Annotated in this window: 13 protein-coding genes and 1 pseudogene; 2 read left to right on the plus strand and 12 right to left on the minus strand. The window is 39.2% G+C overall.

Annotated elements, in window-relative coordinates; translation table 11 throughout:
* Positions 1 to 58 precede the first annotated feature (58 nt).
* A complete protein-coding gene (locus VGE44_RS17475; RefSeq protein WP_331081561.1) occupies positions 59 to 2,863 on the minus strand; it encodes a TonB-dependent receptor in 2,805 nt (934 codons plus the stop codon).
* A 243-nt stretch (positions 2,864 to 3,106) separates the two neighbouring features.
* Here VGE44_RS17475 and VGE44_RS17480 point away from each other — a divergent pair, with 243 nt between their 5' ends.
* Entirely contained in the window at positions 3,107 to 3,562 is a 456-nt protein-coding gene (locus VGE44_RS17480) for a DUF6428 family protein (protein WP_331081563.1), read from the plus strand.
* A gap of 56 nt (positions 3,563 to 3,618) precedes the next feature.
* Here VGE44_RS17480 and VGE44_RS17485 read toward each other — a convergent pair whose 3' ends face one another.
* From VGE44_RS17485 to rpsT, 7 genes are all read right to left on the minus strand, one after another.
* A complete protein-coding gene (locus VGE44_RS17485; protein ID WP_414649347.1) occupies positions 3,619 to 4,131 on the minus strand; it encodes a DUF962 domain-containing protein in 513 nt (170 codons plus the stop codon).
* Positions 4,132 to 4,210: 79 nt separating this feature from the next.
* Complete coding sequence (rny, locus tag VGE44_RS17490; RefSeq protein WP_331081567.1) at positions 4,211 to 5,773, minus strand: ribonuclease Y; 1,563 nt, start codon at positions 5,771 to 5,773, stop codon at positions 4,211 to 4,213.
* 214 nt (positions 5,774 to 5,987) lie between these two features.
* A complete protein-coding gene (locus VGE44_RS17495) occupies positions 5,988 to 6,278 on the minus strand; it encodes a cell division protein ZapA (protein WP_324485546.1) in 291 nt (96 codons plus the stop codon).
* Positions 6,279 to 6,299: 21 nt separating this feature from the next.
* Positions 6,300 to 6,608, minus strand: a complete 309-nt coding sequence (locus VGE44_RS17500; RefSeq protein ID WP_331081570.1) for a hypothetical protein — start codon at positions 6,606 to 6,608, stop codon at positions 6,300 to 6,302.
* A 149-nt stretch (positions 6,609 to 6,757) separates the two neighbouring features.
* Positions 6,758 to 9,157, minus strand: coding sequence for a phenylalanine--tRNA ligase subunit beta (pheT, locus tag VGE44_RS17505; RefSeq protein WP_331081572.1), 2,400 nt, complete (start codon positions 9,155 to 9,157; stop codon positions 6,758 to 6,760).
* 93 nt (positions 9,158 to 9,250) lie between these two features.
* Positions 9,251 to 9,952: a RadC family protein gene (gene radC, locus VGE44_RS17510; RefSeq protein ID WP_331081574.1), complete on the minus strand. Its 702-nt coding sequence runs from the start codon at positions 9,950 to 9,952 to the stop codon at positions 9,251 to 9,253.
* A 79-nt stretch (positions 9,953 to 10,031) separates the two neighbouring features.
* On the minus strand, positions 10,032 to 10,286 hold the full coding sequence (gene rpsT, locus VGE44_RS17515; RefSeq protein WP_305365718.1) for a 30S ribosomal protein S20: 255 nt from the start codon (positions 10,284 to 10,286) through the stop codon (positions 10,032 to 10,034).
* Positions 10,287 to 10,538: 252 nt separating this feature from the next.
* Here rpsT and VGE44_RS17520 point away from each other — a divergent pair, with 252 nt between their 5' ends.
* The gene (locus tag VGE44_RS17520; RefSeq protein ID WP_331081576.1) at positions 10,539 to 11,501 is read left to right on the plus strand and encodes a zinc dependent phospholipase C family protein; all 963 of its coding nucleotides are present in this window, start codon (positions 10,539 to 10,541) and stop codon (positions 11,499 to 11,501) included.
* Here VGE44_RS17520 and VGE44_RS17525 read toward each other — a convergent pair.
* The 4 genes and pseudogenes from VGE44_RS17525 to VGE44_RS17540 all read right to left on the minus strand — a co-directional run.
* Positions 11,498 to 12,154, minus strand: a complete 657-nt coding sequence (locus VGE44_RS17525; protein ID WP_331081578.1) for a DedA family protein — start codon at positions 12,152 to 12,154, stop codon at positions 11,498 to 11,500. The genes VGE44_RS17520 and VGE44_RS17525 overlap by 4 nt on opposite strands.
* Positions 12,155 to 12,246: 92 nt before the next feature.
* Complete coding sequence (locus VGE44_RS17530) at positions 12,247 to 12,894, minus strand: DedA family protein (RefSeq protein WP_331081580.1); 648 nt, start codon at positions 12,892 to 12,894, stop codon at positions 12,247 to 12,249.
* A 79-nt stretch (positions 12,895 to 12,973) separates the two neighbouring features.
* Positions 12,974 to 13,690, minus strand: a complete 717-nt coding sequence (locus VGE44_RS17535) for a DUF4397 domain-containing protein (RefSeq protein WP_331081582.1) — start codon at positions 13,688 to 13,690, stop codon at positions 12,974 to 12,976.
* A gap of 126 nt (positions 13,691 to 13,816) precedes the next feature.
* Positions 13,817 to 13,980 (minus strand): annotated as a pseudogene (locus tag VGE44_RS17540) (DNA polymerase III subunit beta); the annotation flags it as partial.

Below are 13,980 nucleotides of genomic sequence, written 5' to 3' on the forward strand. Positions count from 1 at the left end.
AAATTAGGATCGGAATGTTAGCTCAGTTTTAAGTCTATATTAATTTGTCTAACAAAATTTACTTCTTGTTATTACCAAGTCCGAGGTTGTATGAAAATGACAGGGATACATTAGATCCTAACCTGGATGAATTGATCAGTCTGTCGACTGCCGCTCCTTCATATGCCATTTTAGAATTTCCGGTACTATTCTGGTAAAACACAGTGCTTTGATTCAGAATATCCCCTATGTTAAGCTTAATCTCCGCCTGAGATTTGAGGACTCTTTTACTAACCTGGAAATCAAGTACATCTCTCGCATTTTCATAGATATCCGGATAGCCCTGATAACCTACAAGGAAAATTCTTTGACCGATACGGTTATAAACCGAAGTGAAAGTAAGCGCTGTTTTAGGTGAGAAATATTGCAAACCGGCATTAACAAGATAAGGAGATTGACCCTGTAGTGGACGATCGATTCCTACCCCTTTAACTTTTGAGTCGATATAAGAAGCATTTGCAAACGCTGTCAGATTATTTAACCATGCTTTGTCTCCCAGGAATGATAATTTCTTCCGAACATCCAGTTCAAGGCCCAGAGATGTTGCCTGATCTGCATTCAGGTAATTGATTCCTCTGACAACTGGTGTAGAGTTTGAATTTACCCGCTGCTCAATTGGATCATTGAAATTTTTGTAGAAGGCTGAAACAGTAAATGTTTCGCCAGCAGACGGATATAACTCATATCTCAGATCCCCATTAAAAATCTTCGCACGTTTCAGATTAGGATTTCCGGTCACTGAAGTCTGACTGATAAAGTCATAATAGTTAAATAAGGCTAACTCTCTGAATTCAGGCCTTGAAACAGTCTGAGATCCTGATAAGCGGATATTTGATTTTGCATTTAGGCTGTAAGTTAAATTTGCAGAAGGAAGTACATCGAAATTATCCTGCTTCGCCGCAATTGCCTGCCCTGAAAAATCAATGGCATTTAAAGTTTGGGCAAACTGTTCGAAACGGGCGCCATAAGATATTCTGAATTTTTCTCCAAACTTATTATCCATCATCAGAAAACCTGCATTAAGGTCTGAATTGGCATCGTAACTATCTGTATTGTTCGAAAATTCACTTAAAACGAATCCGTTTTCACTAATATTTGCCGGTGCAAAAATCTCTTCTTTTGGCAAACTGGTGTACGATTTTTCGAAAACTGAAGGTCCTACGAATTGATAATTGAAGATACGCGCACCAAAATCACGTTGCTTGTATTGCTTTAACACACCAACTTTAACAGTTGATTGCTGTTCGAATAACTTTACAGGGATCGAAATAGCAGCCTGAGCACCATAGGTATCCTCCTCAAGATTAGAAAATAACCTTCTGGTATTTCTATCGATCAAACGGAATGGCTCCTGCGTTCCCAGTGAACGGCGGTAATCCATAGAACGTTGATCAGGCTGATCCCGCTCAACCCGTGCATAATTTAAATTCCAGGTTAATTTGAATTGCTTCTTACCTAATTGATGCTCTCCTTCCAATTGAGAATTCAAAAGGCTTTTAGTTGTCAGATCTGAAACATTAAGACGAACATCCTGAATATTATCAGTTGTAAAACCGGTTCTTGAAGTATAATTATCTTCGAAAGAGCGATTGTACATATTCTTAAAGGCAATCTTATTTCCGCCTTTGATGTAGGCAAGGTTCGCAAGTACGCCAAGATTGCTGCTAAACTTTGAAATATTTTCGGAGTACTCATAAAAAGGCGTGCCTGAAAATTCGTAATCCTTTCTTTCTGCGAAAGCCCTGTTTTGAGAATTCCGATAACTCAGGGAAACTACATTACCAAAAGATCCACCATTTTTAAGTTCCTTTCTCTTACCCCAGGTTAGCTGGTGGTTTTGAGAAGGAATAGCCATTGGACTAACCTCAGCATAAGAATTCTTTACCTGCGCTGAATATTTTGCCTTATCTGCATTTGACAAAGGGTTATAAGCCTGGAATGAACCCGGAAAACCTGCCGGAAGCTTACGACTGCCATCATCAAAGCCAAGAAAATCATATTTATTTCTGGCATTTGACGTAAAGTCTTTAAAAGTTGACTGATTATTGTACCCAAAACTAACCGATGCATTCAGGAAGTTCTCCTCAGGAACATCACGGGTGATTACCTGAATCACTCCTCCAGCAAAATCTCCGGGAAGATCAGCAGAAGCTGTTTTATTTACCACAATCCTGTCAATTAAATTTGCAGGAATGATATCAAATGAAAAAGCCTTTCTGTCGGGCTCTGATGAAGGTAATACAGCATTATTTAAAATAGATGAATTATACCTGTCGGCAAGCCCCCTGATAATCACAAATTTATTATCCTGAATACTTGCACCACTCACACGCTTCAATACCTCTGAAGTATTACGATCGGGAGTTCTTCTGATCAGTTCAGAGGTAATACCACTGGAAATACTAATACTATTCTTTTGCTGCGCATATAATGCACTAATGCTTTCCTGCCTTACTGTTGCAGTAATAACCACTTCTTCAAGTGCAAGAGAACTAGCCTCTTCCATAATCACATCAAGAGTTGTAGTTTTACCTGCCAGTACTTCAATATCAGTAATATTCTTTGCCTGATATCCTATATAAGAGAAGCTCAGACTATATTTACCAGGGTTAAGATTCCCCAGAGTATATCTGCCTTCAATATCTGTAGATGCCCCTAATGTGGCTCCGGTAATTTTAACTGTCAGACCAATTAATGTTTCACCGGATTTCGAATCAGTTACTCTACCTGAAATTTTTCCTGCCTGCTGACTAAAAGTAGTTAGCGTACCTAAAATTAATAGTAGACTGATGCTTAAGATTCTAACAATAACGTTGTGTTTCACTTTGTTGCGTTTTAATTTCTACAAAAGTATTACCGCAGTGTTAACTCATGATTGCTTTTACATTAACCCTGATTAACCAATAGATCAATTTTGTGTTAAGTATGTTAATTGAATGTTAAGTACAAAAGCCCAAACCCTGTTAATCCTCTCATCGAGTCGATTTTTCAGAATAAATTTTAAAATGTCAAATATTAATCGTAATATTGCGATATAATAATTTACTGAACATTTAACACAAGAGCGATGAAACTATCAGAAATTAAAGAGCATTTAAGCAAAGTTGAAACTGTCACATTTGAACTTGAAAACGGGGACTTTGTACCAGAACACTTCCATGTTACCGAAGTTGGAATTATTAGCAAAAATTTTATTGACTGCGGAGGTACGGTCAGGAATGAAAAGGTGGCTAATTTTCAATTATGGGATGCCAACGATTTTGACCACCGGTTAAAGCCGCAAAAGTTATTAAATATCATTGCACTTTCCGAAAAAGTATTGGGAATGGAGGATCTCGAGATCGAGGTTGAATATCAGAGTGAAACCATCGGAAAATATGAACTTGGATTTAAAGGCAGCAATTTTGTGCTTTTGTCGAAGCAAACAAACTGTCTTGCACAGGATAAATGTGGCATACCGGCTGAACAGTTGAAAGAAAATACGAAAACTGCATGTTGCACACCTGGAGGTGGATGTTGTTGATTTTGGGGAATGGGGATCCGATAGCTATCGGGTGGGAAATTGGGAATAGAAAATGGTTAATAGGGAATGCCTGCTTTCTTAAAAATGAAATGAAGCAGCCATATTGGTCCGATGAGTAGGAATTTCAGATCATCAAAAAAAGAGGGCTTTTTACCTTCAATTTTATGGCCGATGAATTGTCCGATCCAGGCGAGCACAAATATTGCCAGACATACCTGCCACATTTCAGGCCAGCCTGAATTCTTTTCCAGTTTCTCGAGGCTCACAATGCCGGCAGAGAAGATCATGATGATGAGCAGCATCGCATAAGATAGTACAGGAGAAAGCTTGTAATAAAAATAGATCGAAAAGGCAATTAAAAAAGACGCAAAGTTCACATAGCCGTTGTATCTGCCAAGAAATTCGAGGTGTGGAAATGGAATTGCCCATATTAAACCAAAGAGGCTGAATACAATCAGAGGAACACAGATCCAGTGAATAATTTCATTGGTATGATTCTGATGACTCTCCGAATACTTATCAAAGTAGATATCCACCTTCCGGGGCTGAGTTTGTTTTTGCATATCCATTGGAGTTATAAGTAGTAAGTTATAAGTTTTACGAACAACTTACAACTTATTACTTACAACTACTTTTTATTAATTACAACTACTTTGCGTAAGCAACAGAACGTGTTTCACGAATAACAGTCACTTTGATCTGTCCCGGATAAGTCATTTCTGTTTGGATTCGGTTTGAAATATCAGCAGCTAAAATCTCTGCCGCCGCATCACTGATTCGTTCACTTTCAACCACTACCCGCAGTTCTCTTCCCGCCTGGATTGCAAAAGTTTTTTCAACACCAGGATAAGATAATGCAAGCGACTCAAGTTCTTTCAGACGTCTGATATAACTTTCTACCACTTCCCTTCTCGCTCCCGGCCTTGCACCTGAAATCGCATCACAAGCCTGAATAATCGGAGAGATCATCGAGGTCATTTCAACTTCATCGTGGTGAGCACCTATCGCATTACAAACTTCAGGATGTTCCTTATATTTCTCGGCCAGCTGCATTCCTAAAATCGCGTGCGGCAATTCAGGGTTATCATCAGGAACCTTACCTATATCATGCAGCAATCCGGCCCGCTTAGCCATTTTCACATTCAGACCAAGTTCTGCTGCCATTGTTGCACAGAAATTAGCAACCTCACGTGAGTGCTGCAAAAGGTTCTGTCCGTAAGATGAACGATAGCGCATTCTGCCTACCATTCTGATCAGTTCGGGATGCAATCCATGGATACCAAGGTCAATCACTGTACGCTCACCTATTTCAACAATCTCATCTTCGATCTGTTTTTTCGTTTTGGCAACTACTTCTTCGATCCGGGCAGGATGGATACGACCATCAGTAACCAGACGATGCAGGGCAAGCCGGGCTATTTCACGTCTTACAGGATCAAATCCGGAAAGGATAATTGCCTCTGGAGTATCGTCAACGATAATTTCGATTCCAGTAGCAGCTTCAAGCGCACGAATGTTACGGCCTTCACGTCCGATAACCCGACCTTTTATCTCATCATTCTCGATATTAAAGATTGAAACCGTATTCTCAATTGCACTTTCTGTGGCTGTACGCTGAATGGTCTGAATAACTACCTTTTTTGCTTCTTTGTTCGCAGTAAGTTTGGCCTCATCTACAATATCCTTGATCTGGATCATTGCCTGGGTACGGGCTTCTTCACGCAGGGAATCAATCAGTTGGTTTTTAGCATCTTCTGCAGATAAGCCTGCAATAGCTTCCATTTGCTGAATGTGTTGATTTTTCAAAGCATCAACATCCTCCTGCTTCTTTTTAGCCAGTTCAATCTGCTTTTCCAGATTCCCTTTAACTGCTGCTAATTCCTCCTCCTTCTTAGTCAGATTATCCAGTTTTTGATTAATGGACTGTTCTTTCTGCTTGATTGAATTCTCCCTCTGATTGATCGCATTGTTCTTGCTGTTGATCTCCTGCTCATGCTCTGCCTTCATTTGCAGAAATTTTTCCCTTGCTTCAAGGAGTCTATCCTTTTTCAGGATTTCAGCATTGGTTTCAGCATCCTTTAAAATCTTTTTTGCCTTATTCTGGGCACCCATTTCCTGGTTCCTGAATAACTTCCTTAAAAGAAAGCGCCCGATTACTATTCCCGCACCCAGACCAAGTAAAACGTAGAGCACTATTTGTATTATGTCCATAATTTCTGTTTAAATAAAAAACCGCAACTAAATCTTAAGCCTCATGTACTGTATAAGCTTCATTCATTAGGTTTAGAGTATTGGTCATGATCAGGTGCAAGCAAATGATCTACCTTTTAACTCTTCTAATACTGAATTGTTAAGCTTAAAATAGTGAAACTCAAAAATTTAACTGCGGTTAAATCTTTATTGCCCTATGTTAAAAAGAACGATATTACTTAGAAAAAAAATCTGTCAGCAGCTGATCCAGTTGATGAACTTTTTCTGTTACATCCGTATCTTCATGCATTACTTTCCGTTCCGCTTTCAGCGTAGTTGTAGCGTAATGCAATACGCACATTGATAACAAATCCTGTTTATCCCGAACCGCATAATTGTCCTGATATTCTTTTATGCGGTCATTTATTACTTTGGCTGCCCTTCTAATTATTTCCTCTTCTTCAATATTTACCTTTAAGGGGTAAACTCTGTCAGCAATATTTATTTTTATGGAGATTTCTCCCATTTGAGCTTAGTTCACTAAGTATTACCTTTTTAGCAATACAATACACTTATCTATTTCGCGTACAAATTCGGTAATTTTTTGCTTTATGTCAAGAGTTTTTTCACTCAAGCCCAATTCAGTTGGCTGAATACCCTCTAAAGAACGTGCCAGGGTCATTACACGAAGCTTTTCCTCCAGTTCAGTTTTTTTTATTTCACGGCTTTCGAGCGATAGTTTTAAAGAATCATTCTCAAGTTTCAATAAATCATTCTCCTCCTGCAAAGCAGCACAAAGGTCAATTAACCTGCTGGTTTTATCAATTACCTTACTAAGCTGATCTGTAACTGTCATTTGAATTGTAAGTATTATTTATAAGTTTCTACGATAGTTCTACAAGTATAAAACTACACAGCCAGGCTGAAAAATCAATCTAAATAAAGCTGACTCACAATCATAACTAAATCCTTTTAGCTTTAGTCTTTTAGCTTTAAACTCAATCCCTACTTTCTTATCTCCGCTCCCGCCTGCTTCTCGAAATTAAGAATTAATTTCTGCATGATTGCGTCAATTTGCTTGTCTGTTAAAGTTTTTTCCTCATCCTGTAGCAGGAAGCTAAGGGCATACGACTTTTTACCTTCCGGAAGCTTATCCCCCACATACACATCAAATACATTAATTTCCTTCAAAAGGCCCCTTTCAGTCTTCTGAGCAATCTGCTTTAGTTGCTCGAAGCTAATGTCCTTATTCAGTAACATAGACAAATCCCTCCTGACTGAAGGAAATTTCGAAACCTCGGCATAGCTTATTTTATTGTTTCTGACTGAACGTACAATTAAATCCCAATCAAAATCGGCATAAAATACCTCTGAACTTACATCCAGTTTTTTTAATGATTTTTTAGAAACTGCACCAAATTCAACAAGTACCTTTTCCCCTTTACGGTAAGAGATTCCCGATGAAAGTTCAGGATTTGTTGTTTCTGAGCTGGCTAATCCTTTAATATTTAATCTGCCAATAATCAGATCAACCGCCGACTTCAAATTATAAAAATCTGAATTAATGGATTTTGAATTCCAGCTTTCAGCATTTTTTGAACCGCTTAGAAAAACAGAAAGTCGCTGGTTCTCTTTGTAAGCATCCTGATCAAGATTATATACCTTACCAAATTCATAAAATTTGAGATCAGAATTTCTTCGGTTCTGGTTATAGGCTATCGCTTCGAGTCCGGAAAACAGGAGATTCTGACGCATAACATCCAAATCACTGCTCAGAGGATTCAAGATTCTGACTGCCCTTTCAGGCTCGGCAGAATAGCTCAATTTAGTCAGGGAATTACTGAGTATCTCAAAAAATCCATTTGCAGACAATAGGTCAGCAATCTGATTCTGTAAAACTTCCTTATCAGGCTTTATTGTAGTGTTCAGCGATGCCCGGATCTGAGATGGTATCTCTACATTATCGTATCCATGAATCCTCAGAATCTCCTCGATGATGTCAACCTCACGTGTCACATCAACTTTATAAGCAGGAACTTCCAGCTTCAATCCTTCAGAATCTTCTGAACTGATTTTAATCCCTAAGCCCAACAAAGTAGCACGTATCTCATCGGTTGGGATTGTCTTTCCTATCAAACGGCTCACATTGTTAAATGATATCTCCAAAGAGAATGGTTTTGCCGGGGATGGATAAATATCTGATATTTCTGAAGATATTTGTCCGCCGGCCAGTTCCTGAATCAGAATAGCAGCACGTTTAAGGGCTGTGACTGTCATATCCGGATCCGTCCCCCGCTCAAATCTGAAAGATGCATCGGTTTTTAATCCGTGTCGTTTGGATGTTTTTCTTACCGAAACCGGATTGAACCAGGCACTTTCCAGGAATATTTTTGTTGTAGATTGTTTTACCCCTGAGGATATTCCACCAAAAACTCCGGCAATACACATTGGCTCTTCAGCATTACAAATCATCAGATCATCTGCAGATAATTTCCGATCAACATCATCCAGTGTCCGGAATACAGTACCTTCTGCTAATTTCTTAACCAGAACTTTGTTTCCACTAATTGCATCTGCATCAAAAGCATGCAAAGGTTGTCCGAGTTCATGAAGTACAAAATTGGTCACGTCAACCACATTATTTATAGGGCGAACACCAATGGCATTCAGTTTATCTTTCAGCCATTCGGGCGATTCTTTGACACTTATTCCACTGATGCTTAATGATGAGTAACGCGGACTGGCATCCTGATCTTCAACAATAACTGCAATATTCAAATCCTGATTCTGCACTTTAAATCCGGATAAATCAGGCATGATGACCGGAATTTTAAGATAGGCTGCAAGATCACGTGCAACGCCCAAATGGGAAGCTGCATCAGCTCTGTTAGGCGTTAATCCAATCTCGAAAACAAAATCATCCTGAAGATTGAAGTAATCTTTTGCTGCCGACCCAATAATCGCATCGGTATTCAGTTCCATAATTCCGTCATGATCATGACCTAAACCAATCTCATCCTCAGCACAGATCATACCTTCTGAAACCTCTCCCCGGATTTTTGATTTATTAATTTTAAAAGGCTCACCACTAATCGGATGAACTGTTGTATTTACTGTTGCGACAACCACCTTTTGTCCCGCAGCAACATTATTTGCCCCGCAAACGATCTGAAGATCCTCTCCAAGGCCAACATCTACCCTGGTTACTTTAAGCCGATCTGCATTAGGATGCTGTGTGCATTCTTTAACATAACCAATCACCAAACCTTCCAGTCCGCCGGGAACAGTCTGAACCTTCTCCAGACTCTCCACCTCTAACCCGATATTGGTCAGAATAAGGGATAATTCTTCCGGGGTTTTGCTTGTTTGAATGAATTGCTGCAGCCACTTATAAGAAATCTTCATGTTCAAAAAAATAAAGGTCAAAGATAGTAAGAGATATGAGAAATGAGATAGGAGATTTGAGATATGGGAATAGGAAATGGGGAATGAGAAGAATTAATCCAGCAGACCCTCATCAGCAAAACTAAGAAAACCATGATCGGTAATGATCAGATGATCGAGGACAGGGATATCCAAAAACTGCCCCGCCGACTTTAATTTACGCGTAAGCTCGAGATCTGCCTGACTGGGTTTCAGATTCCCTGAGGGGTGATTATGCGTCAGAATAACTGAAGCTGCATGATTCTCCAACGCAATATTAAAAATTATTTTGGGATCAGCGATAGTTCCGGCCTGACCGCCCTTACTAACCAAATGCCTGGATATGATCCTGTTGGCCCGGTTCAGCAGCAGAATCCAGAACTCTTCATGATTCAGATCTTTATATTGAGATGCTATGGATTGATAAACATCTATGCTTGTACTAACCTGAACCAATTGTGCACTTACTGTATCCTTTCTGCGGCGACCCAGCTCAAGGGCGGCAATAATGGTAATGGCTTTAGCTTCTCCAATCCCTTTGAATCTCGAAAGGTCGGCAATTCCAAGCCGGGCGAGTTGGTTCAGATCGTAGTCACAGGAGTAAAGAATACGTTTACTAAGCTCTACTGCACTCTCATTCACGTTACCAGATCCGATCAGAATAGCAATAAGCTCTGCATCACTCAGACTCCGTCTGCCCTGATTTGAAAGTTTCTCCCTCGGACGGTCTTCCTCTGCCCAGGCCTTGATGCTTATCTTATGGTCATATGGTTCCATAATTAAATTTATGGAAACACTATAAAACAAAAAAGGGGTACTGATTAAACGGTACCCCTTTTTCAAATATCTTCAAAGACTATTTTAATCCGTTAACAAATTTTGTCAGTTTAGATTTATTATTAGAAGCTTTGTTTTTGTGGATGATGTTCTTTTTAGCCAAACGATCAAGCATTGAGATCACTTTACTCAGAAGCGGAGTCGCTTCAGACTTGTCAGTAGTAATACGTAATCTTTTGATTGCGGATCTGGTGGTTTTCGCCTGATAGCGATTACGTAAACGCTTAGCTGCGTTTGATCTAATTCTTTTTATCGATGATTTATGATTTGCCATTTCTTAAGCTTAATATTCCGTCCTTCTTTTAAGGACTGCAAATATATGCCGATTATTTCAAAATACAAAGTATAAATTAAAAAAAGAAGGATTTCTGATTCAGTGAATTAAAAAACGTAAAAATTAGCTTTATTAAGCTCATTTTAATTATTGAAAAACCGTTCAATAAACATTCTGACCGTTTAATAAATTGATCAGAACCTGAGAAAATAAAAAATTCAAATTAGGCTGCGAACACATCATCCCTTAGAGATGAAGAAACCTATTCTTATACTTTTGTGCCTCGTGGTTTGGATATCCTGTATCTCCTGGGGATTTTTTGCACACCAGAACATCAATCGAATGGCGGTTTTTATATTACCGGGTGATATGATCCGCTTTTACAAAAACAACATCATGTATATCAAAGAGCATGCAGTTGATGCTGACAAACGCCGCTATTCAGACACCGCAGAGGCTCCCAGGCATTTTATTGATGCTGACCGCTATGGCAAAGATCCATTCGACAGTATTCCTGAAAAATGGGCGGATGCAGAATCAAAATTTACGGCTGAACGGCTCATTGAAAACGGCATCGTCCCCTGGCAAATTGAAAGGACCTATTACTCACTGGTAAAAGCTTTCAGGGAACGTGATTCCATCAGGATCTTGCGACTCTCGGCAGATTTGGGGCATTATGTTTCGGATGCTCATGTTCCCCTCCATACCACAGAAAATTATAACGGGCAATTAAGTGGTCAGACAGGGATTCACGGATTCTGGGAAAGCCGGCTTCCTGAGTTATTCTCAACAGAATACGATTTTATTACTGGTCCGGCAAAATACCTGGAAAATCCCTTAAAAGAAGCCTGGAAAATTATAAGAAACAGTCACAGCTTTCTGGATTCGACCCTTTTGATCGAGGCCAGACTCAATAAAAGTATGGCTTCTGATCTGAAGTTTTCATTCAGTGAGCGAAAGGATAAAGTCGAAAGACAATATTCAAAGGAATATGCCAGAGCCTATCATACAGCTTTAAAGGGGATGGTAGAAGATCAGATGCGTGCATCTGTACTAATGACCGGAAGCTTCTGGTTCTCTGCCTGGGTAGATGCCGGACAACCTCAACTCAAAAACTTCCAGGAGAAGATAATCAGCGAAGAAGAAAAGCTGACAGCAGAACGGGCAGAAAAACTATTCGGTCAGGGCCGTATTATTGGACGATCCGAAAACTAAAGTCCACCACCTTCAATGCTGTTCTTAGCCTTAAAGGCTGCAATTACTGCAGGCATAATAGTCAGAACAATGATAACCAGCATTACATAGGTAAAGTTATCTTTGATAAGGGGGATATTCCCAAAGATAAATCCTATTCCTAGGAAACTGACGATCCATAGAACCCCGCCTACAACATTATAATACGTAAAGGGGCCAAATTTCATTTTCCCTACTCCGGCAACAAAAGGGGCAAGAGTTCTGAAAATAGGCATAAACCTACTGAATATCAACATATTGCCGCCTTTTTTGTTAAAATAATCCTTTGTCTTTTCATAGTACTCCAGCTTAAGTATCCTGTTGCCGGGCTTAAAGACTTTAGGCCCAAGAAAATTGCCTAAGGTATAATTAACAGTATTTCCTGTAATAGCTGCTACAATTAAGAGCATACCCATAGTGTAAATATTCAGGCCTGTATCTCCTTTTGCAATAAGTGCTCCTACTGCGAAAAGAAGTGAATCTCCTGGCAGAAAGGGTGTAACAACAAAACCTGTTTCAGCAAAAATGATCATGAAGATAATGAGGTAGGTCCAGGTACGGTAATCACTTACAATCTTTACCAGGTGCTTATCAATATGTAATATATAATCAAGAATGGTGCTGATGATTTCCAAGGTGTTTAAGTTTTAATATGATGTAAATTGAATAATAAAAGAATTTACCATAATCAGGCATTTCTGTATCAGAAGAAAGACTAATCAATAATTCAGACTTTATTTTTTCGCTTTTCCCTGATCAATTCGATCACAGGAGGCAAAACGGACAGAATGATAATTCCGAATATGACATAGGTGAAATTGTCTTTTATGACCGGTAATCCGCCAAAGAAATAACCGATAAAAAGAAAAGATGTGACCCACAACACTCCACCTGTAATATTGTAGGTTGCAAATTTGAGATAACTCATAGTACCGATTCCTGCCACAAAAGGAGCAAAAGTCCTTATAATTGGTATAAATCGGGCATAAATAATGGTCTTCCCACCATGCTTTTCATAGAATGCCTGAGTCTTCTCCAGATATTCCTTTTTAAGAAATTTGATTTTTCCGCTAAAAGCTTTCGGACCAATATAATTTCCAACATGATAGTTTACAAGATCTCCAAGAATTGCACTAATAATCAGCAGGAAACACATCAGGAATATATTCAATCCGCTCTCAGGCTTTGCAATGATTGCTCCGGCGGCAAATAATAAAGAATCACCCGGCAAAAATGGAGTGACAACAAAACCGGTTTCGGCAAAAATGATGAGAAAAAGTATCAGGTATGTCCAGGTTTGATAATCCTGGACGATTTCTATTAAATGCTTATCGATGTGAAGTATGAAGTCAATAAGCTGTTGAATAATTTCCAATGTATATCTGTGTTTTTTACAAAAATAGAAAACTCAGGCCAAAGGCTCTGAGTTTTCTATTTTAATTGCATAAGTATGATTAATTATGCGTCAACATTTTTGCTGATATGGCTGTTTGAGCACTTCCGGTTAAAGATCCGCTTGTATAAATTGTATAAATTTTCCCGGCCTGCAGGGTAAAACTGCCCAGATTGGCAGAAGTTGAAGTACTGGTTGCCAGAACGGTTTGCAAGGCAAATGTACCCGGATCAACTTCAGAGAAACTTGAGGCAGTCCCAAAAGCCACATTCGATGCGAACACCAATCCTCCTGTAATCATTAAATTGGCACTCGCCAAACCCTCTGCCAGATTTACAAATCTTAGCTTTGCCTTATTAGGAGAAGGACTAGCCTGCTCATCCTTAAATACCGCACTGCTGTTTCCTGATCCATCTGCTTTTCCAGTATAAAAGAAGGTGTAATTTTCATTTGCATTCAAATCTACATACCCCGTAAAGTTTACACTTGCATTGCTGTTGTTCTTAAATTCAGCCTTTCTACCATTACCTGCATCGGTTGAAATGTAAGATGTACTTTGAGAATATGCAACAGCTTCAGCATTTACCTTCGAATTATCGAGGTAAAAGTCCTGAGCCGGTGAACCCGAGGCTGCATTTACAATCATAACCTTTGCCCGCCCCTCAATAATAACCTCATTATCATCTTTACTGCAGGAACCTAGCACCATTGTGGCTATAACAAGCCCGGTTAAGAGACCAGAAAATTGATACTTACTTAGTTGATTTAATGTTTTCATAATTCAATGTTTTAGTTTTCAATCAAGCCTAATAGGCTTTATAACAAAATAGCCCGGTTCAAGAACCAGGCCATTTAGCTAAAACAATAAACAACTGCTTGTGTTTACTTAAAACTGTTCAGAAATCTATGCATAATTGTTCAGCATCACAGGCATAACCAGCATCAGGACTTCTTCCTGCTCATCATGTGTCTGTGGCATTAATAATCCGGCACGATTCGGGCTGCTCATTTCAAGAAGAACTTCTTCACCTCCAAGATTATTCAGCATTTCTATCAGGAATTTAGCAT

The organism is Daejeonella sp. (assembly GCF_036405355.1).
In the GTDB taxonomy this organism is placed as follows: Bacteria; Bacteroidota; Bacteroidia; order Sphingobacteriales; family Sphingobacteriaceae; genus Daejeonella.

Bases quoted from the DNA above. Each gene is read 5' to 3' on its own strand.
- VGE44_RS17480 (WP_331081563.1), top strand. From the start codon at position 3,107: ATGAAACTATCAGAAATTAAAGAGCATTTAAGCAAAGTTGAAACTGTC.
- VGE44_RS17485 (WP_414649347.1), bottom strand. From the start codon at position 4,131: ATGGATATGCAAAAACAAACTCAGCCCCGGAAGGTGGATATCTACTTT.
- rny (WP_331081567.1), bottom strand. From the start codon at position 5,773: ATGGACATAATACAAATAGTGCTCTACGTTTTACTTGGTCTGGGTGCG.
- VGE44_RS17495 (WP_324485546.1), bottom strand. From the start codon at position 6,278: ATGGGAGAAATCTCCATAAAAATAAATATTGCTGACAGAGTTTACCCC.
- VGE44_RS17500 (WP_331081570.1), bottom strand. From the start codon at position 6,608: ATGACAGTTACAGATCAGCTTAGTAAGGTAATTGATAAAACCAGCAGG.
- pheT (WP_331081572.1), bottom strand. From the start codon at position 9,157: ATGAAGATTTCTTATAAGTGGCTGCAGCAATTCATTCAAACAAGCAAA.
- radC (WP_331081574.1), bottom strand. From the start codon at position 9,952: ATGGAACCATATGACCATAAGATAAGCATCAAGGCCTGGGCAGAGGAA.
- rpsT (WP_305365718.1), bottom strand. From the start codon at position 10,286: ATGGCAAATCATAAATCATCGATAAAAAGAATTAGATCAAACGCAGCT.
- VGE44_RS17520 (WP_331081576.1), top strand. From the start codon at position 10,539: ATGAAGAAACCTATTCTTATACTTTTGTGCCTCGTGGTTTGGATATCC.
- VGE44_RS17535 (WP_331081582.1), bottom strand. From the start codon at position 13,690: ATGAAAACATTAAATCAACTAAGTAAGTATCAATTTTCTGGTCTCTTA.